Here is a 23,679-nt window from a genome sequence, read left to right as displayed (position 1 = left end):
TTCCGGGCGATTCCTACCCCGTGCCGTCCACGGTTCCCGTCTGGATTCTGCTCGCCGCAACTCTTCTCGTGGGTGGAGTCGCCGCACTCGCACGACCGAATCAGGAGCCGGGCGACATCGACGCACGCCTGGTGAAGCTGGGAGTTGTTCTGCCCCTGGTATTCACGGCCCTCTATGTGTGGTTGGGCTCGACGACATCACCTGGGTCATGGGTGATCGCGGTGGTATCGGCGGTTGCCGTTACCGTCGCACTGGCTTGGCGGCTGCCGCCACACGACGGTCGTTTCGTACTCGTCGGACTGGCAGTCAGTGCGATTTCGGTCAGCTCGATTTCCTTTCCATCCGACTGGACCTGGGCGATGCCCGCGGGAGCTGCTGCCCTGGCGTTGGGCGTCGTCGTCGGCTGGAGAAGACCGATGCCGCAACTCGGGCTGGGACTCCTTGCCGTGACTGCACTCTCGAGATTGCTGGATGCCGCCCCGACCACGGTTGCCTACGTCCTCGTCCTCCCGCTTGCGCTGGGACTGGCCGTCACGTCATGCATGCCTGTTGCCGTCGAAGCAGTCTCGAGCGGGGCGATGCTGCCCGTCGCTTTCACGTTGTTCTCGGTTTCACCGACCTTCTTGGACCCGGGCTCGCGGGAATTCGGGTGGTCTACCGGTCCGCTCGTCGAACACGGACCGGCCGCCGTGAACACGCCGATTCCTCTGACTGTTCTCGCTGCGACGGCGACGATCGTGGTGGCCGTGACGAGCATCCATCTGAAGCGAGTTCGAACGGCGGTGGTGACCTAAATCGCCAGCTGATCGGGTCGGAACGCAGAATTCTGTTGCTATGGTTGGGTGGTCAACGACGACATCCGGACGAGCGCACCGTACCCGGCCAGCGAAAAGACGGTGCCTTGGGAGTTGTTCACCATGGCATGGATCGTGCTCGTCATTTCCGGACTTTTCGAAGCTGTCTGGGCTACCGCACTCGGTAAGTCCGACGGATTCAGCAAGATGTCGCCCACCATCGTCTTCGTCCTCGGCCTGATCGTCAGTATGGCCGGCCTCGCGTATGCAATGCGTACCCTTCCCATCGGGACTTCCTACGCGATCTGGGTCGGCATCGGCGCCGCCCTGACCGTGGGATATGCGATGATCACCGGCGCGGAGTCCACCTCGATCGTCAAGATACTGCTGATCCTGGGCATCGTCGGCTGTGTCGTCGGTCTGAAGGTCCTCCACTGACCGGCGATCCTGGTGAGTGTTTGTGTGTTACCGGTTACAGTTAACGCATGAAACTGCTGGAGATGCTCACGCTTCCCCTACGCGCGGGCATTGCAGCCGCAGAGATCAGTTTGGGAATCGCCGAGCTGACGGTCACGACAGTTCGTATCGCCGTCGGTAATACCGGCGCCGTGACGGCGGGTGCTGCCGGCTTGGCAAGCCCCCGCGGACCCATGCAGATGATCCAGCAGTTGTCATCACTCACCGCTGACGATCGGCCCATCGGGCAGGCCTTGGCCCCCGGTGGGCCACTCGATCGACTTCTCTCTCCCGGCGGCCCGGTCGACAAACTGACTGCACCCGACGGCACTCTCGAACGACTACTCGCTCCCGGCGGACCACTCGAAAGACTTCTTGCCCCCGGCGGACCGCTGGATAGGGTGCTCGCCGAGAACGGCGCATTGGAACGCTTGCTCGCGCCGGACGGTCTCCTCGACCGAATGATGGCGGAGGACGGTCCGCTTGAACGCCTGACAGCGCAAGACGGTGCCGTCGAACGCCTGACTGCCAAGGACGGTGTCATCGATCGCGCACTGGCCGAAAACGGCATCCTCGAAACACTCCTGGCAGAGAACGGCGCCTTCGAACGGCTCATCGCCGAAGGCGGCCCGCTTGACCAGATCGTTGCACTGTCCGACACCTTGACTTCCCTCGCCCCCAACCTCGAGCGGATGAGCGCGAGTATCGAGGTCCTTCAGGAAACCGTCGGAATCCTCAGCGCTGCAGTCGGTCCACTCGGAGAACTTGCCGGCAAACTTCCCAATCGGTGGCTCAAGAGCAAGAGCGACCGCCCAGGGCCGGACCTTCCGATCGAATCGGCATAACAAACGGTTACTCGCCGATTACGCGGTCAGTTGTTGATCACGATGTTGAGGTTGATGATGATTCCGCCGAAAGTCAGGATCGTGTTGGCCAAGCCAACGGTCATTCCACTGTTCAGAGCCGCGATCAGTCCGTTCATCGTCGTATCCCCTTCACTGTCTACGGGTTACGCGTACAAGATTGTGCGCTGGCGCTGACAATAGGCCAAGTTCGTGACCTGCGCGCCATTGCGGAGAAAACTTGTACCCCGGTCGCAGTTTCCACGTTAACTGTTGCAGGACAACATAATTCCAAGATCGGCGCGCTACCCGCTAACGGCCGAATCAAACATCACGATTGGGCATACGCAGACCACTTCACATAACCGTCCGCCCCATCAGACACTTGTCCACCGAAACAGAGTGCACAACAGTTAGTCCGGTGCAACAATGAGACGAATCGGACATGCCTGCGACGTGATGGGGAAGGGTGGTTGAGACAATGACGGCGCCGCGCATCGCCAGAGGACACCGCGGCCCCACCGGGGGCCGAAATTCCGCGTCGCAGGACAGCCTGGACGCCGCCTCGGACGCCCTGCAATCGCTGTACGCGCACCTCGATCCACATGCCCAGGCCGAGCAATTTCTCGAACAAGTCTGCAGGCATGCCGTCGATCTCATCGCCGACGCCGACATGGCCGGAATTACCATCGGCGGTTCGGACACGACATTCCGAACCGTCGCCGCCACCCACCAACTTGTTCGCACCGTCGACTCGATCCAATTCCGACTGGACTACGGACCGAGTGTGACGTCGTCACGCACGGGAACCGTTGTCCGCGCACATGCCAGCGAAGCCCACAGCCGGTGGCCTCAATTCGCAAGCGCGGCAAAGGCAGTCGGCGCCGTCAGCTTCTTGTCCATGCCACTGCCTGGCCGGGAACGCCCGCTCGGAACCCTCAATCTCTACAGCCACGACCTCCGAGGTTTCACCGGCGCCGACGTGGCCTTGCTCCAACTGTTCGCCGTGACCTCGGCCTACGCGCTGCACAGCTCGCAGCGCCTCGACATCGCCAGAAAGCACGCAATGGACCTCGAGCGAGCACTCGAATCGCGAGGCGTCATCGAACAGGCCAAGGGCATCATCATGGGCACCCACCACGTCGACGCCGACCGAGCCTTCCGCATTCTCATCCAGGACTCGCAGCGCAGCAACGTCAAACTGCGAGTGATCGCCCAGCAGTACATCGACGGCGCGATCGACCCGCGCCAGGCTACGAACAAGCCCGAGACCAACTGAACCGGGCGCCTATCGGCACCTCAGCAAATACAGAGGCACCCACCACATTGGTGAGTGCCTCCTCTTTCGGAGCCTCCTGTCGGGATTGAACCGACGACCTTTCGCTTACAAGGCGAGTGCTCTACCACTGAGCTAAGGAGGCGAAGACCGACGCGTTGCCGCGACTGACTTTGCGGAGCCATCATATCCAAGCCGTCACGGTGGCCGCGCGCGGGTCACGTTAGATAGCGTGGGCCCCATGCGCAACTCCCACTCCGCCCCCTGATGGCGAAATTCACCGAAGTACTCACACGCCTGACGGGAAACCGGCAAGCCACCGTCGACACGGTCACGTCGGCTCCCGCACCGCTTCAACCGATCGACCTGACAGACGACGCCGTCGTCGCAGAGGTCCTGGACCTCGCGGTTCGGGTGGGCGAAGTCCTCCTCGCATCCGGAACCGCGGCCATGGACACCGCTGAGCAGGTGCAGTTCATCGCCGCCACGTACGGCCTTGCCCAGTGTGACGTCGACGTCACTTACAACTCGATTGTGCTCTCTGCCTATCGCGGCCCGACGCGACCGCCGGCGAGCACGATGCGCATCGTCCACTACCGCTCGATGGACTTCACGCGGCTGGCGGCCGTCGACCGTCTGACACGTCGTATCCGCCGTGAGGCGATCACACCGGACCAAGCGCACGACGCGCTCACAGCCATCACGACGGCGCCGCACCCGTACAACCGATGGACCGCGACCATGGCCTGGGCTGCGATGGCGGCTTCGGTCTCCGTCCTGCTCGGGGGTGGGTTCCTCGTTGCCACAGTCGCGTTTCTGACGACGATGGTCATCGATCGAGTCAACCGCGTACTGAACCGGTTCGGGTTGCCGTTCTTCTTCCAGCAGGTTGTCGGTGGTCTCATCGCGGCTGCGCCCGCCGCCACGCTCTATACATTTCAGGACCAGCTGGGGATCAGTATCCGGCCGTCGTTGGTCATCGCGGCCGGAGTGGTCGTTCTACTGTCCGGGCTGTCGTTGGTGGGCTCGGTCCAGGACGCGATCATGGGTGCACCCATTACAGCTGTCGCGCGATTCTTCGAAGTGGTGATGATGACGGGCGGCATCATCGCGGGCGTCGCAATCTCGTTGAGAATGACCGGGATGTTGGGTTCGACGCTTCCACCGATCAATGTGGAAGTCTCCACCATCACGCAGTTGCCGATCCTCATGCTCTCCGGTGCGTGTGCGTCGGTGTTCTACGCGCTCGCCTGCTACGCCGAGAGGCGTGCACTCACCGCGGCGTTCCTGGGCGGTGCGGCAGGCAGTGGTGTGTCGATCTTCGTGCAGACACTCGACGTCGGTCCCGTGATCGCCGCCGCAATCGCCGCAACCGTGGTCGGTCTTGCCGGTGGTCTGATGGCTCGCCGCGCACTGACGCCTCCGCTGGTTGTCGCGGTCGCAGGCATCACTCCGCTGCTCCCCGGTCTGTCGCTGTACCGAGGCCTGTACGCGCTGCTCAACGACCAGGTACTGATCGGGTTGACTGCCTTGCTGTCGGCGTTCGGTATCGGCTGTGCCCTGGCCGCGGGCGTCACGCTCGGCGAATGGGGAGCGCGCACGCTGCGTCGTCCACGGATTCTGATGCGCGTGGACTCGCTACGTCGCCCGATGGTCCGCAAGCGCAGGCGTCGAGTTCCCGTCACCGAGAAGTAGGCGTCGTTCAAGCAGAAAGAGCTGGGCACCTGACGGTGCCCAGCTCTTTTCTGTTCACTCGGGGTCTCTGGGGTTCCGAGCGGTGAGAGAATCAGCTCTCGACTGCGTGCTTTCCACCGGCAGCCTGATCGGCTTCCATGGCCTCACGCAGGCTCTTCGGACGCATGTCGGTCCAGTTGGCCTCGACGTATTCGAGGCACGCCTTGCGGCTGTCTTCACCGAACACCACTCGCCAGCCGGCGGGGACCTCGGAAAACGTGGGCCACAGCGAGTGCTGGTCCTCGTCGTTCACCAGCACGTAGAAGCGGCCGTCTTCGTCATCGAAAGGGTTAGTGCTCATCTCGCCTCACTCGTTACGTACGTGTCTTGTGCGCCCAGACTAGCAAGCGCACCAGTTCGGTTCTGGTGGCTCAGCACCGACGCCAGAATCTCCCCCGCCCGCACTGCCACGTTCGACAGCAGCGACGACGTCAATCCGTGAGTCTGTTCTGTCCCACCCTGCAGATAGATACCGCCTGTCACGTCCTCCGTTACAGCCAGTCGATAATCCCGACTGACGTTACGCGGAACGGACGAATCCGGCACGAGTTCACCCAACAAATCGTCCAGAGGTGCCGGGGTGAAACCCGTGGCCAGAATGAGTGCGTCGCACGCCAGCGTGTCGGTCAAGCCGTCGAGATTGCTACGGACAGCCAGTTCGATGCCGGATTCGGTCTCCACGGCACTCGTGATCTCCGAGGCCCGACGCATGAACAGTCGCCGCGGCCCACGAACCATCTCCTGATACTCGGTGGCATACAGCTTGTTGATCAGTTCGATGTCGACGACCGAGTAATTGGTACTGCGGTGCAAATCGAGAAGTCGGCGTCGTTCCGCGGCGTCTGCACCGTGCAGCTGATCGACGGCTTCGGGATCGAAGATGCGGTTCGCGTACGGGCTGTCGTCTGCCGGGCTGTAGCCGTAGCGGGCAAAAACGCTGTGAACTTCGGCGTTCGGGTAGTTCGCGTGCAGGTAGTCCACGATCTCCGCGGCACTCTGGCCGGCACCGAGAACGACGAACCGGTTGTGTACGGGCTCCGGCATTGCTTCGAGATGGAAGAGGAACTGGTGATTGTGGAAGCACCGCGACGAAGGCGTCGCCCACTCCGGGATCCGCTCTTTCAGGCCGGCTCCGACAACGATGTTGCGCGCGATCACCGTTTCACCGTCGGCGGTGCGAACCGCAAAGCGATCGACAACGCCGTCGGAGTTCTTGATGCCCTCGACCCCGTCGACGGTTGTACCGAACTGCACGTCCGCGTCGACTCGTCGAGCTGCCCAGCACAGGTAGTCGTTGAATTCGTGGCGCGTGGGGAAGAAGGTCTGGTGGTTGACGAAGTCGACCAGTCGACCCTGCTCGAACAGATACGAGAAGAAGCTGTATCCGCTCTGTGGATTCCGGAACGTCACCAGGTCCTTCGGAAACGCGATCTGCATGGTGGCACCGTCGAGCAGCATCCCGGGATGCCACGCGAACTGAGACTGCTTTTCGAAGAACCGCGCGTTCACCCGATCAACGGCCGCACAATTTGCATTGTGTTCTTCGACAGCAATGGCCAACGCGAGGTTGGCCGGACCGAACCCGACGCCGACGATGTCGACAATGGCAGGTTCGGCGCTGGAGTCTCTTGGTGATTCACTCATTACAGGTAGTCCATCCCCGACGGAACGACCTGGTACGGCCGCCAATCGATGTCCCGAAGTAAGTAGCAAAGGCTACCCTTAATGAGGTGAGGGTATCAACACTGTGAGCCCCCGTATAGCGGTCGACCCCACGGAGCGATGCGACGTATGTCATAGTTTCGCCCCCTCGCTCGCGTCATCCCCTTCGGCGGCGACTGCAGCCTCGATCACGTCGACCAACTGACCTGCCCATACGCGGACTGCACCCGCATCGACGCGGTCGGCACGGAACCCGAGAGTTGCAAAGACAGGCCCATCGCCCACCGGCTCGTAAAAACTCAACGTCACATCCGCATGGGGCACTCCCACCGGAATCGGTACGAGAGAACCGAAGTCGCCGAGCCCGTCCAAATCCGCCTGCTGGTGATGGATCACCATCACCTGAGGTCTCATGGACGCCGGATTACCCAGCGCCTGCTCGACATACACATATGAGACATCCTGATTGTTCAGCGCCTCCAGATTTCTTTCCCTCACTCGGCCCAGCAATTCTGCAAACGTCGGACTACCGGACGTATCCGTGCGCAGGAGAACAACATTGAAGAAGGACCCGATCATCGGTTCGAGACGAGGATCCGACCTGCCCGCAACCAATGAACCGATGGGAAGATCAGTACCCGCGCCGGCCTTCGTGAGAACGCTGGCCAGTGCGGCCTGCAGGACCATGAACATACTCGTGCCGGTGCGCGCAGCCAGGGCGTCGATTCCGGCGTGCAGACCCGCGTCGATGTCGACGGCGATCACGTCACCTCGAGGCTCCGAGTCACCTTCCGGCAACGGAAGATTCACACTGGTCGGTATTCCGTCGAGCGCATCCCGCCAATATGCAAGTTGCTTCGACGCTCGGCTGTCGACGTCTCGGGGGTCTCCCAACAGCTCGTCCGACCACACGGTGTAATCGGCGTACGTCAATGCAAGCTCGTCCCAAACCGGTTGATCTCCCTGCGACCGGGCTGCATAAGCAGAGACCAGATCTCCCAACAGCGGCACTACTGACCACTCGTCGACGGCGATGTAGTGCATGACGAGAAGCAGTGTCCTAGAGCCGTCTTCACCAAGCACCAGATGAACCCGCAACGGTGATTGCTCACGCAGATCCATCGGAAGTTGAGCCAGTTCGAACACCACTCGACCCACATCGCCGGCGCCGACATCGACCACATCGACAGTCGGACGCACCGATTCTCTTGCCACGACGATGCCGTCGACCTCGACGAAGGTGGTCCGCAGGGGTTCGTGCCGCGAAGTCACATCGTCCAAGGCGTGCCCGAGAATCTCCGGATCGATCTTCGATTTCAGGGTCAGCGCCAGAGCGTGGCTTGCTTGCGGTTGCGCGCCGGACACGCGGAACAACTCCCATTGACGACGTTGCGGCGCAGACAGACCCATCGTCTCGGGACGTTTCACCGCCGGCGCCAGGATCGGACGCCCACCTTCCGAACGCGCGACGACGGCCGCCAACTCCGCAACACTCGGCGCGTCGAATACGTCTCGAATACTGACGTCCACGCCGAACGCTTCCCGAATGCGACCGACCAGTTTCATCGAAGCCATCGAATGGCCGCCGAGTTCGAAGAAACTGTCGTGGACTCCGACGCTCGGTAGCTGCAGGATTTCCGCGAACGCAGCCGCAACCGTGGACTCCACTGCCGTGCGAGGAGCAACATCACCCGCCAGCTCCGACCAGTCCGGAGTGGGCAACGACTTGCGGTCGAGCTTTCCGTTGGGCGTCAACGGCAGCGGACCGTCAAGGGCGACAACCATGGTCGGAACCATGTAGTCGGGCAACGACAGTGCCGCGAGGTTCCGCACTGCCGTCGTGTCGACGACGACACCGGGTTCCGGTGACACGTAACCGACCAGGCGCGTGATTTCGCCCTGCCGATCCGCGACGACCGTTGCCTGCTTCACCGAAGGATGGGCACTGAGAGCTCCGATGATTTCGCCCAACTCGATTCGGAAACCGCGGATCTTGACCTGATCGTCGACGCGGCCGAGGAAGTCGATGTTCCCGTCAGTGCGCCACCGCGCGCGGTCCCCGGTGCGATACATGCGATCGCCCGCGGTGAAGGGATCGGCGATGAATCTCTGTGCCGTCAGATCGAATCGGCCCAGATAGCCTCTCGCCAGGCCGCGTCCCGCGATGTACAGCTCGCCGGATACTCCCGGCGGAACCGGACGCAGTTGATCGTCGAGCACGTACGCCTGTTCGTTGGGGTCAGGGATTCCGATGGGCACGGGACCGTTCCAACCGGGTTCTGCCTGCCACAGTGTGTTGTTCACCGTGGCTTCGGTGAGTCCGTACGCGGCAAGCAAATTCAGCCGCTCCGCCCATCGCCCGATCAGCTCCGGTGGCACCGTCTCGGTTCCGACCAACACGGTGCAGCCCTGCGGCACTTCACATCCTGCCGGCAGAGCGGCCAGCAACGAGGGAGGGATGATCGCGTGGGTGACACGATTGCTCGTCATGAAATCGGTCAGCGCCGGACCGGCAACTCGTGCATTCTGCGGCACGATCACCAGGGTGCTGCTCGTGCACAGTGCCATCGCCAGCTCGAATACCGCGACGTCGAAGCCGACCGAAGCGAACTGCATCACCACCGAACCCGGTACCAGTCGCATCCGAACCTCAGCTGTGGCAACAAGACTCGGAATACCGTCATGGGAGAGGACGGCTCCCTTCGGCTTTCCGGTCGATCCCGAGGTGTAGATGACATAGGCAGCGTGGCTGACGCCAACTGGTGGCCGGGGAGTTTCGACGATCACTGCCTCGTCCAGTTCCGCACGGATCAGCGGATCGTCCAGGAGAATTCGCTCGACGCCGACCACATCCTCGATCCGCGAGCTTTCCTCCGCAGTGGACAGAAGTACCGAGGCGCGGGAATCGGTGAGCATGTATGTGATGCGCTCGCTCGGGTGACTCAAATCCAGGGGTAGATACGCGGCCCCCAGCTTGAGCACGGCGAGGACCGACGCGACCATTTCCACCGAGCGCGGGACGGCAAGCCCCACCACGTCTTCGACCGACACTCCGCGGCGATACAGCACGCCGGCGATCCGATCACACTGCTCGGAGAGTTCGCGGTACGTGGCCTGCCCCGCCTCGTCGCGCACCGCAATCGCCTCGGGCGTAGCAACGACTCCACGCGCGAAAGCGTCGTAGAACGTCTCTTCCGGCACGTCGACGGCGGTGTCGTTGAACGAGGTGACAACTTGCTCGAGTTCGCCTGGCAAGAAGATGTCGATGTCGCCGATCTCGATGTCGGCCGATTCCACGACGGCCGCGATCACCGATTCCAATCGGTTCGAAATTCGCTGTGCCGTTTCGCGATCGAAGAGGTCGCTGCCGTACTCGAGCCGGACGTCGATGCAGCCTTCGTCGCCGAGGTACTCGGTGAAGTTGAACACCAGATCGAACTTGGCTGTGTACTCCTCGAGTTCGAACGAATCGCCGCCCGTCTCCTCCCGGCTGTGATAGCCGACCATGACCTGGAACAGCGGATTACGTGCCAAAGTACGCGACGGATTGAGGCGCTCCACCACCGTTTCGAAGGGAACGTCAGCGTTGGCGAAGGCCTCGAGATCTCCCTCGCGAACGCGATCCACCAACTCCCGGAACGTCGGATTACCTGACGTATCCGTGCGCAGCACAATCGTATTGACGAAGAAGCCGACCAGTTCGTCGAGTCCCTGCTCACTACGTCCGGCGACGGGAGCGCCGAGGGGAAGGTCCTCACCCGCTCCGAGCGCAGTCAGCAACGCCGCCGACGCCGCGTGCAGAACCATGAACATCGAACTCCGGCTCTCGCGCGCCAGATCTCGCAGTGCAGCAGTTGTCTCCACGCCCAACCGTGTCACCACTGCACCACCGGAGAAACTCGGTCTGGCCGGTCGACTCCGGTCGGCGGGAAGCAGCAGTTCTTCGGGGGCTCCGTCCAAACTCTTCGCCCAGAAGTCCAACTGCGTGCTCAGGATGCTCGACGGATCGTCAGGGCTGCCCAACAATTCCCGTTGCCACAGAGTGTAATCCGCGTACTGAACCGGAAGCGGTTCGAAAATTGGATCTTCGCCCTGGATCCGAGAGGAGTATGCCGACATCAGATCGCGCAGGAATGGCCGATCGGACCATTCGTCCGTAGTGATGTGATGCAGGACGATCACGACCACTACGGCACCGTCCACCTCGTCGCCGTCCACCCGGATCAGACGTGCGCGGATCGGAATCTCGTCAGACAGGTCGAACGGACGACCCACTGCCACGGCAATTTCACCGGCGACACCGGATTCGTCTCGATGAACTGTCTCGACCGGAATCGTCGCCGATTCGAGAATTATCTGCTCCGGCGATCCGTCCACCAACCGGAACACCGTACGCAGGGATTCGTGTCGTTCCACGACGTCGCCGAGCGCCGCGGCGAAGACGTCCGCGTCCAGTGCGCCGTCCAAACGGAGCACGATCGGGAAATTGTAGGCCGCGGAGTTCTCCTCCATCTGTCCGATCAGCCACAATCGCTGTTGAGCGGCAGAAAGAGGAAGGTGGTCCGGCCGCGGCTTCGCTACCAGCACCGGTCGCGTCGATCCCTGCTCGGCCACAATACGTTCCGCAAGTTCCGCCACCGTCGGCGCTTCGAAGAGATCACGCATGGTCAGACTGTTCGGAATGGCGATCCGAGCTCGACTGATCAGCTTGGTGGCCAGAAGCGAGTGCCCACCGAGGTCGAAGAAGTTGTCGTCGACCCCGATATCGTCCACATCGAGTACGTCGGAGAAGAGGTCGCAGAGGACCTCTTCCGTGTGGTTACGCGGTGCGATCGACTCCCCACTCCGCTCCCCCAGCACCGAATCGGCGGTGGGCAGTGCCTTGACGTCGAGCTTGCCGTTGACGGTCATCGGTAGTGTCTCCACCTCGATCACCACGGCCGGAACCATGTAGTCGGGTAGGAGAACTCGCGCCTGCGCGCGGTAGTCGTGCCCGGCGCCGAGTCGCACGGGTGTCACGTAGCCGACGAGCCTCTTGACTCCACCTGCCCCGACGTCGACCACCACTGCCGCTTGCCGCACATGTTCGTCGGATTCGAGAACGGAGACGATTTCGCTCGGCTCGATGCGGTGACCTCTGATCTTCACCTGATCGTCGGTGCGGCCGAGGAAGTCCAGGTTGCCGTCACCGCGTCGCCGCACGAGATCCCCGGTGCGGTACATACGTCCTCCGGTCCCAGCCGGATCTGCGACGAAGCGCTCGGACGTGAGCGCGAAGCGTCCGAGGTAGCCGCGAGCCAAACCGGCTCCGGCAATGTACAGTTCGCCGGCAACTCCATCGGGGACCGGACGCAGCCAGCCGTCGAGAATATGCGCGGCGGTGTTCCAGATCGGTTTGCCGACGGTCGGGGTGTCACTGTCGAACGTTCCGCCACCGAGCGTGTTGATCGTGTATTCCGTCGGACCGTAGAGGTTGTACCCCACGGTTCCCTCGGTGTCGCGCAGCCTGTTCCACACCGAATCCGGAACGGCTTCACCGCCGAGCAGGACCAACGGCGGGCGGTGGTGTCCCACACCGTCGTCGAGAAGCCCGCTGTCGATCAGGTGCGTCGCGTAGGTCGGTGTCACGTTGACGACGTCGATGTCCAGTGCGTCGCAGTATCCAACGAGTGCCTCGGCATCACGACGCAGATCCTCGTCGCAAATGTGCACCTCGTGGCCTTCCACGAGCCACAGAAGTTCCTCCCACGACATGTCGAAGGCAAAGGACACGGTGTGCGCGATCCGCAGGCGCCGGCCCGCCGCGGCGATCACGGGTTCGAAAATCGCCTCGCGGTGGTTGAACTGCATGTTCGTCAAGCCGCGGTAACCGGTGACCACGCCCTTGGGCTTGCCGGTCGAACCGGAGGTGTAGATGACGTACGCGGGGTGGTCGAGTCGATGCGGTGCCCCCGGAGCGAATGCTCCGAGTTCCGACGCGGAGAGTGCCCGCGCCGAGATCGTCAGTCTCCTTGCTGCTGTATCGGGTTCGTCGATCACGATAGTGCGGACGTCGGCACCTTCGAACCTCGGTGAGGCCGAAACGGTTGTCAGCAACACGACAGGATCCGCGTCGTCGATCATCACGGCCAACCGTTCGGCCGGATGGTCGAGTTCGAGGGGTAGGTAGGCAGCACCCGTGCGCAATACCGCGAAGAGCGCGACGACCATGTCCACCGAACGTGGTAGGCCAAGAGCGACAATCTTTTCCGGGCCGGCGCCCCAATTGATCAGCAACCGCGCCATCCGGTTGATCTCGCCGTCGAGATCGGCGTAGGTCATCCGGCGCTTCCCGAACACGAGTGCCGTGTCGTTCGGTTGCGCCGACGCGACTTCTTCGAACAGGTCGGCAATGGTGCGCTCTGGCAACTCCCGGATCTGCGTCTGCTGCGCTACTGCGGGAACCGGAGACGCAACAACCGATCCCGTCATGTCCTGCGACCAACTCTGCAGCAGGTCGACGAAGTGACCCAGTAGGTCCTCGGCCCGGCGCGCGGTCACCAGACGCGGATGGAACTCGAACTTGACGTTGACGGTGGCACCCGGTGTGACCACGACGGTCAGCGGATAGTGCGTGTGATCGATACTGTCGCTTCCACTCACGTCGTGAGCGGCGTTGAGCGCGTGGACTTGCTTCTCGTCCACGAAGTTCTGCAGGACCATCAGCACGTCGAAGAGTTGACGATGCTCGGAAACACGCTGGATCGATGCCAAACCGAGGTAGTCGAAAGGCATCAGCGAAAGTCGATCCGCCTGTGTCCGACGAAGAAGTTCCTCGACGCTCTCGTTCGGATCCAGTTGCAGCCGAACGGGAACGGTGTTGAGGAACATGCCCACCACGGTGTCGATTCCCGGTACCTCCGGTGGCCGTCCGGCAACCGTGGAGCCGAAGACGACGTCCTGTCGACCGGTGGCCGACGCCAGCACGAGGGCCAGCGCTGCATTCAGTACCGTGTTGAACGTGACGCCGGACGCGGCAGCGCGCTCACGCAACGCACGCGAAAGCGTTTCCGACAGAACCGCATCGCGGCGATCCGGAAGCTGAACTTCGACGCCGGGCATCGGCTCGGCAACAAGCGTCGGCTCCTCGAGTCCTGCGAGCGCTCCGCGCCACCCCTCGTCGGCGGCTGCACCGTCGCGATCGGCCAACCAGGCGAGGTATGTCTCGAACGACCCCTCGGGTTCGCCGAATGCGCTGTCGTCGCCGCCGGTATCGTAAAGCGCCAGAAGCTGACTGACGACAAGGCCGTTGGACCAGCCGTCCCACAGCAGGAACTGCCTGTTGATCACCAGACGATCCTGGCCGCCAGGCAGATGCAGCACACTCATACGCCACAGCGGCGGCGCGGTCAGGTCGAATGGCGTCACTCGGTCTTGGGCGGCGACGGCCTCGGCACGCTCACGAGCAACCGAGTCGTCGAGTTCACGGAGATCGTGGACGACGACCGGAACATCGAGTCCAGCGCTGAAGAACTGCACCGGCTCGTTCAGCCCTTCGCTCACGAAACCCGCTCGCAACGTGGGATTTCGTCGTTGAAGTGTCCGGGCGGCCGCAGCCAACCTGTCGACATCGAGGGTGTGCCCGAAGTCCATCGAGAACTGTGCCGTGTAGATGTCCCCACCACTGCTGCTGTCGCTGCTGCCCGCGTAGCCGGCTTGGAAGTACAGGCCTTCCGGCAACGGTGAGAGTGGGAGGATGCTGCTGACACCTGCCGGACTCGCATCGGCTATCGCGTCGATCTCGGTCTGACTCAGGTCGAGCAACGTCACATCGGACGGGGTCAGAATGGGAGGCCCGGCGTGACGCGCGGCCGCAGCCGCCAGATCGCCGAGGGCCGAAACCCAGCCGTCGGAGAGTGACTGCGCGTCCTCCTCGGACAAATCTTCACTTGCCCAGGCAAACTCGGCGCGGAGCCCCGAATCCACGCTGACGACATTCACGATCAGTCGGTACGGGCCTCCCATGTCTGCGTCGGGATCGGTGGACAAGGCTTCGGATTCCGCTGCCAAGGACCATGCTGTCGATCCTGCTGTCGTCGTACGTCCGAGATAGTTGAACAGGATCTGAGATTCGGAGCGCCCCGCCAATATCGATGCCGTGCGGGCATTCACGTATCGCAGCATCCCGTAGCCGATACCGCCGTCCGGAGCCGCCCGCAGGCTCTCCTTCACCTCGCGTAGCGTGTCCACCGGGTCGATTCCGCCGTGCAGCCGCATCGGGGCAATCGTGGTGAACCAGCCTACTGTTCGCGACAGATCGATGCCCGCCACCAACTCCTCCCGGCCGTGCCTTTCCAGATCGACCAGCAATTCGTGCTCACTGCGGCCGGTGGAGCGGCGCCAGCGATCGACGGACATCGTCAGCGCTGCCAACAGAACATCCGTTCCCTCGGCACCCACCATTGCCGCAACCGATCCAAGTGCTGCCTCGGAGATTGCTCCGTCCACCGTGACCGTGCGCCTCGAGCCTCCGGATACGACGGCATCGCCCGCGGCGTCGGGGATCAACTGCGCGCCCGGAGCGGTCACGGTCAGCCAGTGATCGAGTTCGGCGAATCGATGAGCACTGTATGCGTGTTCGGCCACCGTACGGGAGAAGGTACGCAGCGAAGTTCCGACGGCATCCAGTGCGGCGGGCTCTCCGGCTTCGACTGCCACCCAGGCCATCGCGAGATCCTCGAGCAGGGTTCCCCAGGAAACCCCGTCCACGACCAGGTGGTGCGCGACTATCGCGAGTCGGCCCAGACTCTCAGCGCCGCAATCGAACCAGACCACCGAGACCATCCGCCCTGCAGACGGATCCAATCGACTGGTCGCAGTTTCAGAGTGCTCAGTGACGAGTCTTCGCAACTCGGAGTCATCCAGTCCCCGAGCATCAACGCGTTCGACCAGGTTCGCTGCCCGGACACTACCGGGTTCCTCGATCCGCGCCGACCACATCCCGCGGTCATGTCGGATCAAGGTTTGGCGAAGTCCGTCGTGGTGATCGAGCACGGCCTGCAAAGCGCCGGTGATCGAACCGAGAGATGTTGCCGGAGAGTGGATCAGAACTGCCTGGTTGAAGCGGTCGGTACCACCCGTCCATTCGGACAAGCGGTGAACCACCGGCAGCGGAACCAGCTTACCCACGCCGATGTCGGCCGTGACGGTGGCATCCGAGGTGGCGACATCACCCACCGCTGCAGCGATCGCAGCGGGAGTGCGCAATTCGAAGATCTGACGCGGGGTCAGCACTACCGAATCACGACGAGCCAGGTTGACCAGTCGGATCGCCAGGATACTGTCGCCGCCGAGAGTGAAGAAATCGTCGCGCACCCCGACACGGGGCAGTCCGAGAACCGTCGCGAAATGCCCGGCGAGGAGGTCTGCAACGCCCGAGGAAACCACTCCCGTCAAGTCGCCCACCTGTGCCGCAAAATCCGGTGCAGGTAGTGCTTTTCGGTCGAGCTTGCCACTCGGGCTCAGCGGCAGCGACTCGAGCCGCACGAAGGCACTTGGCACCATGAACTCCGGTAGCACTGACAACAACTGAGCTCGAACCGCAACATCATCAGCATCTCCGACCAGGTAGGCGACCACCTGTGCGCGGTTGCTCGGACCGTCGGTTCGGACGATCACGGCACTTGCCGTGACTCCGGGGCACAGCGCCAATTGCGCGTCGATTTCGCCGAGTTCGATTCGGAATCCACGAACCTTCACCTGCTCGTCGGCACGGCCGAGGTACTCGAGAACGCCGTCGGCATTCCACCGCACGATGTCACCGGTCCGGTACATCCGCGAGCCGCCGTCGCTGTACGGATTCGCCACGAATCGTTCGGAGGTCAATCCCCCACGTCCGTGGTAACCACGCGCCAGTTGTGGCCCTGCCAGATAGAGCTCACCGGTGGCACCGGCCGGGACGTTCTGCAGGTAGGGATCGAGAACCAACAGGCCGGTGTTGGCGGCAGGTGCGCCGATCGGGACGCTGACGGCGTCTGCCGGAGTTTCCTGCACCGACGGCTGCCAACTGACGTCGACGGCGGCCTCGGTGGGGCCGTAGAGGTTGTCCACCAGAGTATTCGGCAGGATCTCGGAGACCTTGCGTGCAACGTGAACGGGCAGTGCCTCACCGCTGCAGTTGACGATCTCGAGCGAAGAGCACAGTGCTGCTTTCGGCTCCGCGAGAAACACGTCGAGCATCGACGGAACAAAATGCACTCGGGTCACGGAATGTTCGACGATGACGTCGGCCAGATAGCCAGGGTCCTTGTGCCCGTCCGGCTCGGCCATCACGAGAGTTGCCCCCACCAGGAACGGCCAGAAGAATTCGGGAACGGAGACGTCGAAGCTCGACGGGGTCTTCTGCAGCATCCGGTCGGAGACGTCCATCGGACGTATCTGCTGTGCCCAGAGCAATCGGTTGACCACACCCTCGTGGTTGACCACAACGCCTTTGGGGCGACCAGTCGAACCCGAAGTGTAGATCATGTACGCGGCATCCGCGGGCGATCCTGGGACACTCAGCGGATCGGCGGGGAACTGCGCCGACTCCGATACCGTCACCCGCGGAACCGAACCCGAATCGAGTGAAGAGTCTTCCGACACCACGACGCACACAGGATCGGCGTCACCCAGCATGTACGTCAGCCGCTCCGCCGGGTAGCCGGTGTCGAGGGGAACGTATGCTCCCCCGGCCTTCCCGATGCCGAGTATCGCGACCATCAGATCAAGAGAGCGAGGCAAGGCCACCGCTACCAACGATTCGCGTCCGACGCCACGTTCGCGCAGCAGATGCGCAAAACGATCAGCGCGAGAGTGAAGTTCGGCGTAGGTCAACGACTCTTCACGGAAGATCACTGCGGTGGCTTCGGGCGTACGCCCGGCTTGATCCTTCAGCAGCTCGGTCAGCGTTGCGCGCGGCCGATCCAAGGCCGTGCCGACGCTCCCCGGCTGTGCGGGTGCCAGCGCGATCCGGCCGATGACCTGATCGAGATCGCGCGAGAGCTCGGTGAGTACGACTGCGAGAGTTTCGGCCAGCGACGCAGCGGCGTCGCCGTCCACCTGAGCAGCGTCGTACTTGAGCTCCAACGCCAATCGATCGCCGGGGACGACGATCAGGGTCAACGGGTAGGCCGGTCGCTCGTCGAATCGAATTCCCGTCAGTCGCACCGAGTTCGTCGGATCAGCGATTGCCGTGTCACCGAGTGGATAGTTCTCGAACACGACGAGTGATTCGAAGTCCTGCTCCAGTCCGCCGGTCCGTCGCAGTTCGGGTAACCCCAGGTACTGATGGTCGAGTAGTTCCGATTGTTCCCTCTGCCAACGGGAAAGCGCTTGCGCGGCTGTCTCTGCCGGATCGAACCGCAACCGAGCCGGCACGGTGTTGATGAACAAGCCCACCATGGACTCGATCCCGGGCAGGTCTCCACCGCGTCCCGATACGGTCGATCCGAACAGCACGTCTGTTCGGCCGGTCATTCGGCCGAGCACCAGCCCCCAGGCGCCGTGCACGAGCGTGCTCAGCGTCAGGCCATGGGAGCGTCCGTTGATCGCCAGTGCGCGAGTATCACTGTCGGACAGCTCGACTCGGGTGGCACAGACGCCGCTGCTGCCCGCGCTCGGCGCGGGAAGTTCGACCGCGGGCCCGGGAGAGTTCAGCGCTTCTCTCCACACCGCTGCCGAGGCCTCGTGATCGTGGCCGGCCAACCATTCGAGATAGCTGCGGTACGGCGCCGGAGTCGGGAGCACCACGCCGGAGTCGCCAACGCTGTACGACGCCATCAGCTCCCGCAGCATCACCGGAACCGACCATCCGTCTGCGACCGCATGGTGAATCGACTGCAGCAGAAGGTACTTCTCCGAAGAGGCACGGACAAGCGTGTAACGGACGAGCGGCGGTTGCGCCAGGTCGAACCCGCGCGCGCGGTCGGCGGAAAGCAGTTCATCGACATCGGCGCCGGCCACCTCGACTACCGCCATCTCCACGACAGCGCTCGGGTGCACCACCTGCACGACCCGGCCGTCACCCAGGACCGAGAATCCGGTGCGCAGCGCCTCATGCCGATCGACGACGGATCGCAGCGCGCGGCGCAACGCCGCACTGTCCACGGCTCCGGTCAGTTCCACAACCTGTTGCACGACATACTGATCGGCCCCCGGATCGGCAAACGCCGAATGGAAGTAGATCCCTTCCTGCAGCGGAGTGAGTGGGAGAATCTCTTCAGCCTTCGGTAACCCGTCCACGTCTGCCTGAGCGAGCGCCACCAGAGGGTAGTCCGAGGGTGTGGCTCCGCCGAAGGCTGCGAGCCCGGACACGGCCTCGAGCGAGTCCAGCCACAACCGCGCAAACCTGTCGATGTCGCTACGCAGGAAGATGTTCGACGCCCAGGTCAGGGTGGCTCGCAGTCGTGGTCCACCGGCGGCGTCCTCGGCTACGACGTCGACAGACAACGCGTGTCCCAGCGGCATGGACGGATCGGCAGCACCGTCCATCGACACCGGGAACCAGTCCCCCTCCGCTGCAGCAGTACGTCCCAGGTAGTTGAGCACCACCTCCGGCGCTGCGACGCTACCCAACTGATCCGAGCTGCCCAGGTATCGCAATGCTCCGTACCCGAAGCCGGCGTTGGGGACGCGTCGAAGTTGCTCCTTGACGCTCTTGAGAACCCCCGCCAACTCGCCGCTCGCTTCGAGATCCGGAGCGGCTGTACCGATCTCGAGCGCCACCGGGAACACTGTGGTGAACCATCCGACGGTACGAGTCAGGTCGACGTGCGCAGCGCCGTCACCGCGAACGATGTCCTCGTCGCGTCCGTGCCCCTCCAGGTCGATCGTCACCGATCCGGCACCGCTCCAACGGGTCAGCGCCACGGCAAGTGCGGTGACCAGCACTTCGCTCACATCGGCTCCGAACGCCCGTGGGACACTGCCCAACAGCTGATCTGCAAGTTCTGGAGGTAGGGTGATCGACCGCGCTGCAGCGGTGCGCGCGAGGTCAACTGCCGGGTCGAGTGCCCGACGGCCGAGAGATGCCCGTTGTGCGGACGTCACCGAGTCCCAGAACTCGATTTCCGAGTCCAGTCGCCCGGCTCCGACCGCATCCGAGACGAGTTCGGCGTACCTTCGCACCGACGTGCCGACCGGAGCGAGTGCGGGTTCGTCGCCATTCATCGCTGCGATGCCGGCGCGCGCGAGGTCCTCGAGGATGATGCGCCACGAGACGCCGTCGACCACCGCGTGGTGGATGACAAGCAACAGCCGTCCGGGACCGGTCACAGGGCGGAACAGAACAGCGCTGACCATCGTGCCGTCGGCCGGATTCAGACGGCCGACAGCTCGCTCGGTCTCGGCGACGATCAGCGGTCCGCATTCTTCGAGCGGTGCCGGTAGTGCACGGGTCTCGAAGACCACAGCCACTTCGTTTGTCTCCGGGACGAGCAGTCTTCCTTCGGGCGTCAACGTCGCACGAAGTGCATCGTGGCACGCCACCAGGGCGTCGAGCGCCGCCTGGACATGCTCGGACGTCAAGGCTGACGGCGTCTGAATCAGCGCTCGCTGGTGGAAGGTTCGTACTGCGTCCGACACTCCGAGAACCCTGGCGGCAATCGGCGTCGTGGCTACGTGGCCGATCGGTTGGTCCGCGTGGTCGACGATCTCAGCCACTCGGGAGGACTGGGCACGCGCCATAGCCTCGGCGGTGCGCAGTTGGAACACCTCGCGAGGACTGATCGACAAACCGGCAGCACGAGCCGCGGTCACGAGTGAGATCGCGACGATGCTGTCGCCGCCCAGTGCAAAGAAGTCGTCGGTAACGCCGACCGAATCGAGGCCGACTGCCGACGCGATCAACGTGCAGAACTGTTGTTCGACTTCGTTTCTCGCGGCGACATGTGCACTCAGTTCGGCGAGATCGGGCTCGGGTAGCGCGCGACGGTCGAGTTTGCCGTTTGCCGTGAGCGGAAACTTGTCGAGGACGGTGACGGTGGTCGGGACCATGTAGTCGGGCAGCTTGCTCGCAGCCCACTCGCGAAGCTCACGTGAGTCGATCGCGAGGTTCGTCCCCGACGCTGCGCTCACGTAGGCGGCGAGATACTTTGCACCTGTTGGTGCTTGGCGCACCAGAACTGCCACGTGACGCACTGCGGGGTGCGAAATCACGGCGGCTTCGACATCCTCGAGTTCCAGGCGCATGCCGCGGATCTTCACCTGATTGTCCGTGCGTCCGAGGAAGTCGAGGGTGCCGTCGTCGGTCCATCTGGCCAAGTCACCGGTGCGATACATCCGGGATCCGGCCAGATCACCTGAGACGAAGGGATCCGCGACAAAGCGAGATGCGGTCAGCGCCGACGCGCCGACGTATCCGCGTCCCAGCAGGAAGCCCGCGGCGTAGAGTTCGCCGCCGGTGCCGATCGGAACCGGCTGCAGGTCGCCGTCCAACACGTACAGACGAGTGTTGGGGTTCGGGCGACCGATGGATGTGGCGATTCGTTCCGCGTCCTCGCGGTAGATCACATGGGAGACACCGATGGTCGCTTCGGCCGGGCCGTAGCCGTGATACAGCGTCGTGGACAGTTGATCGCGGAACCGATCGAAGAGTTCAGGCGTGAGAACCTCACCGCCGCACCACACGTGCTTCAACGAATCGAGCTGATCGGTCCCGTTCGCCAGATCCAGAAGGATGTCGAGCATCGACGAGACCAGGTAGACGAAAGTGACCGATTCTCCGGCGATCAGGTCGAGCAGGTATTGCGGGTCGCGTTCCCCCTCGGGCTTCGCGATCACCAATCGACCGCCGGAGACGAGCGGGAGCAGGATCTCGTTGATCGAGATGTCGAACGAGAGTGGGGCTTTGAACAAGGAGGCATCGCCGGACCCGAACCCGAGAATCCGCTCCCGCTGCCACAGCAACCTTGCGCAGATTGCCTCGTGGCGGATCATGGCGCCCTTCGGACGTCCGGTCGAACCGGACGTGAAGATGACGTATGCGAGTTGGGCACCGTGAATACGAATGTCGGAGGTCATCGTCTCGGACAGGTCCGAGGGCCAGTCCTCGTACGCCCACGCGGAGAGATCGACCGGAACGGAGTCGTCTACACCGTCCGAGGTGAGCACCAATGTGGCACCGGCATCGGTGAGTACCGATTCGCGGCGCTCTGCGGGCCAGGACGGATCCAGTGGCACGAAGGCGCCGCCGGCGCACATGACGGCCAACAACCCCACCACCATCTCGGCGGATCTCGGAAGGCCGATCGCCACAACGGTTTCGGGTGCGACACCGCGCGAGATCAAGTGCGCGGCGAGCTGCGATACCCGACTTTCGAGTTCGCCGTAGGTCAGCCGGATATCGCCGTCGACCACGGCGACGGCGCCCCGATCGGCAGAGAAGCTGCTGCGCAACAAATCCGGCACCGTCGTGACGGGCTGCGGCTCTGCGGTGTCGTTCCACCCGTGGAGCACGAGTTCTCTCTCCGCGAGCGACATGGGGTCGAGTGCCGAGATCGGAAGCTGCGGCTCGGCTACGAATCGATCGAGGAACTGTTCGATTCTCGCGGTGTGATCGGCCAACTCCCTGTCGAATCCGGCCGGGGCGCGGACGTCGATCTCGATCGGCTCCCCGTCCTGACCACCGCGCACACTCAGATCCAGGTCACTGACTCGACCGGTTACCGAATTACGCACGCGCACCGGGCATCCGCCGAAGGTGAGTGTGTGTTCGAACATCATCGAGTTGATGCCGGGACCGAAGACCTGACGGTCGGGATCGATCGCCCGAATGTCGCGAGCGAGATCCTCTCCCCGGTAGCGCCCGTGCTTGAGAATCGAGACCAGGGCGGTGTCGAGACGAGTTGCCAACTGGCCGATGGTTTCCGAGCGTTCTACCCGAATACTCAGCGGCAAAATCGTCGACGCCATCGAAGGAGTGCGACGCATGTCGCGCCCCACCCGAGCGGCCATCGGTACCGAGACGACAACGTCGTGCTTTCCGGTGGTTCGTGCGATGTACGCGATCAGCGCGGCCATGGGCAGGCGAGTTCGTCGAATCCCGGCGTCGGCCGCATAGCGGTAGAGCTGTGCCGCGCGATCAGCGTCGAGCGTGAGTATCGCCGAGATCGGCGGCAGCGAATCATCCACCTGCCCATGCAGAATCCGCGTCGCTTCCGGTCCCGATTCAACGCGTTCGACCCAGTACTGACGGTCGGTCTGGAATCGCGGAGAGTTCCGGTAATCCAGATCGGCTGCAACCACGGCGTCGAGTGACCACCGCGGCGCGGCAGTCCCGAGATTCGGATCGTCGTATCGCTCGGCGACGTCGGCGACGATGAGCGAGATGCCGTACCCGTCGACCACGCTGTGGTGATAGCGCTGATACCAGATGACTCGGTCGTCAGCGGTCAGCAGAAGCACCTGGCGGAACAGCAGATCGTCCGGACCGAAGACCCGAGCCATGTCGGTGTCCATCCACGACTGCGCAGTCGAATCGGGATCCGCCTCGGCCCGAAGGTCGAGAATTTCCACGTCCCAGCGCGCATCCGGAATCGGCACCTGGATCAGCTGGTTGTCGGCATCGACCTCGAAGTGCACGAACAGCGCTTCGACGCGTCCGACGCTGGCCTCGATCGCCGCTGCCGCGCGCTCGATGTCGATCGTGCCGTCGACCTCGACGACAAGTCCGATGTTGTAGACCGGACTGCTCGGATCGACGTTCTGAGCAACCCACACCTCACGCTGAGCGGCCGTCGCCGGGAGCGCTGCGTCCAGATCGGCACCGCCCGATACCGCCGGGTGAGCTACCTGAGAGTGGTCAGACATCAAGAATCCGATCATCGTCGTTCATGCTCATCGAACGACGAACACCCTCGCAAGTTTAGGGTAGGCTACCCAGGAACGTGAAGGTGCG

Annotated in this window: 8 protein-coding genes, 1 tRNA gene and 1 riboswitch; of the genes, 5 read left to right on the top strand and 4 right to left on the bottom strand. The window is 63.2% G+C overall.

Going from position 1 to position 23,679, the window contains the following annotated elements; all coding sequences use genetic code 11:
- Positions 1-20: 20 nt before the first annotated feature.
- The 4 genes from YH3_RS36590 to YH3_RS06565 all read left to right on the top strand — a co-directional run bounded on the left by YH3_RS36590 (position 21) and on the right by YH3_RS06565 (position 3,371).
- A complete protein-coding gene (locus YH3_RS36590; protein WP_238592529.1) occupies positions 21-794 on the top strand; it encodes a hypothetical protein in 774 nt (257 codons plus the stop codon).
- A gap of 43 nt (positions 795-837) precedes the next feature.
- Positions 838-903, top strand: a riboswitch (guanidine-III (ykkC-III) riboswitch).
- Between the two features lie 14 nt (positions 904-917).
- A complete protein-coding gene (locus YH3_RS06575) occupies positions 918-1,232 on the top strand; it encodes a multidrug efflux SMR transporter (protein WP_007734365.1) in 315 nt (104 codons plus the stop codon).
- 47 nt (positions 1,233-1,279) lie between these two features.
- The gene (locus tag YH3_RS06570) at positions 1,280-2,095 is read left to right on the top strand and encodes a hypothetical protein (RefSeq protein WP_003945831.1); all 816 of its coding nucleotides are present in this window, start codon (positions 1,280-1,282) and stop codon (positions 2,093-2,095) included.
- A 478-nt stretch (positions 2,096-2,573) separates the two neighbouring features.
- The gene (locus YH3_RS06565) at positions 2,574-3,371 is read left to right on the top strand and encodes a GAF and ANTAR domain-containing protein (RefSeq protein WP_003945473.1); all 798 of its coding nucleotides are present in this window, start codon (positions 2,574-2,576) and stop codon (positions 3,369-3,371) included.
- 70 nt (positions 3,372-3,441) lie between these two features.
- Here the strand turns inward: YH3_RS06565 and YH3_RS06560 are convergent.
- A tRNA-Thr gene (locus YH3_RS06560) sits at positions 3,442-3,513 on the bottom strand.
- A gap of 122 nt (positions 3,514-3,635) precedes the next feature.
- On the opposite strand from YH3_RS06560, the gene YH3_RS06555 reads away from it, so the two are divergent.
- Positions 3,636-5,063 carry a threonine/serine exporter ThrE family protein gene (locus YH3_RS06555; protein ID WP_007734361.1) on the top strand — a complete coding sequence of 476 codons (1,428 nt, stop codon included), beginning with the start codon at positions 3,636-3,638 and terminating at the stop codon, positions 5,061-5,063.
- A gap of 91 nt (positions 5,064-5,154) precedes the next feature.
- Here the strand turns inward: YH3_RS06555 and YH3_RS06550 are convergent, their stop codons facing one another.
- The 3 genes from YH3_RS06550 to YH3_RS06540 form a co-directional block, all read right to left on the bottom strand.
- On the bottom strand, positions 5,155-5,403 hold the full coding sequence (locus tag YH3_RS06550; RefSeq protein ID WP_003945538.1) for an MbtH family protein: 249 nt from the start codon (positions 5,401-5,403) through the stop codon (positions 5,155-5,157).
- Positions 5,400-6,746, bottom strand: coding sequence for a lysine N(6)-hydroxylase/L-ornithine N(5)-oxygenase family protein (locus YH3_RS06545; protein ID WP_007734359.1), 1,347 nt, complete (start codon positions 6,744-6,746; stop codon positions 5,400-5,402). The genes YH3_RS06550 and YH3_RS06545 overlap by 4 nt, the downstream gene beginning before the upstream one ends.
- 150 nt (positions 6,747-6,896) lie before the next feature.
- Positions 6,897-23,606, bottom strand: a complete 16,710-nt coding sequence (locus tag YH3_RS06540) for a non-ribosomal peptide synthetase (protein ID WP_064443142.1) — start codon at positions 23,604-23,606, stop codon at positions 6,897-6,899.
- Positions 23,607-23,679 lie beyond the last annotated feature (73 nt).

Origin of the sequence: Rhodococcus sp. YH3-3, from assembly GCF_001653035.1 — a bacterium.
Classification (GTDB): Bacteria; Actinomycetota; Actinomycetes; order Mycobacteriales; family Mycobacteriaceae; genus Rhodococcus_F; species Rhodococcus_F qingshengii.
The sequence above is the reverse complement of the archived record's forward strand: the minus strand, read 5'-3'. Positions and strand labels throughout refer to the sequence as shown.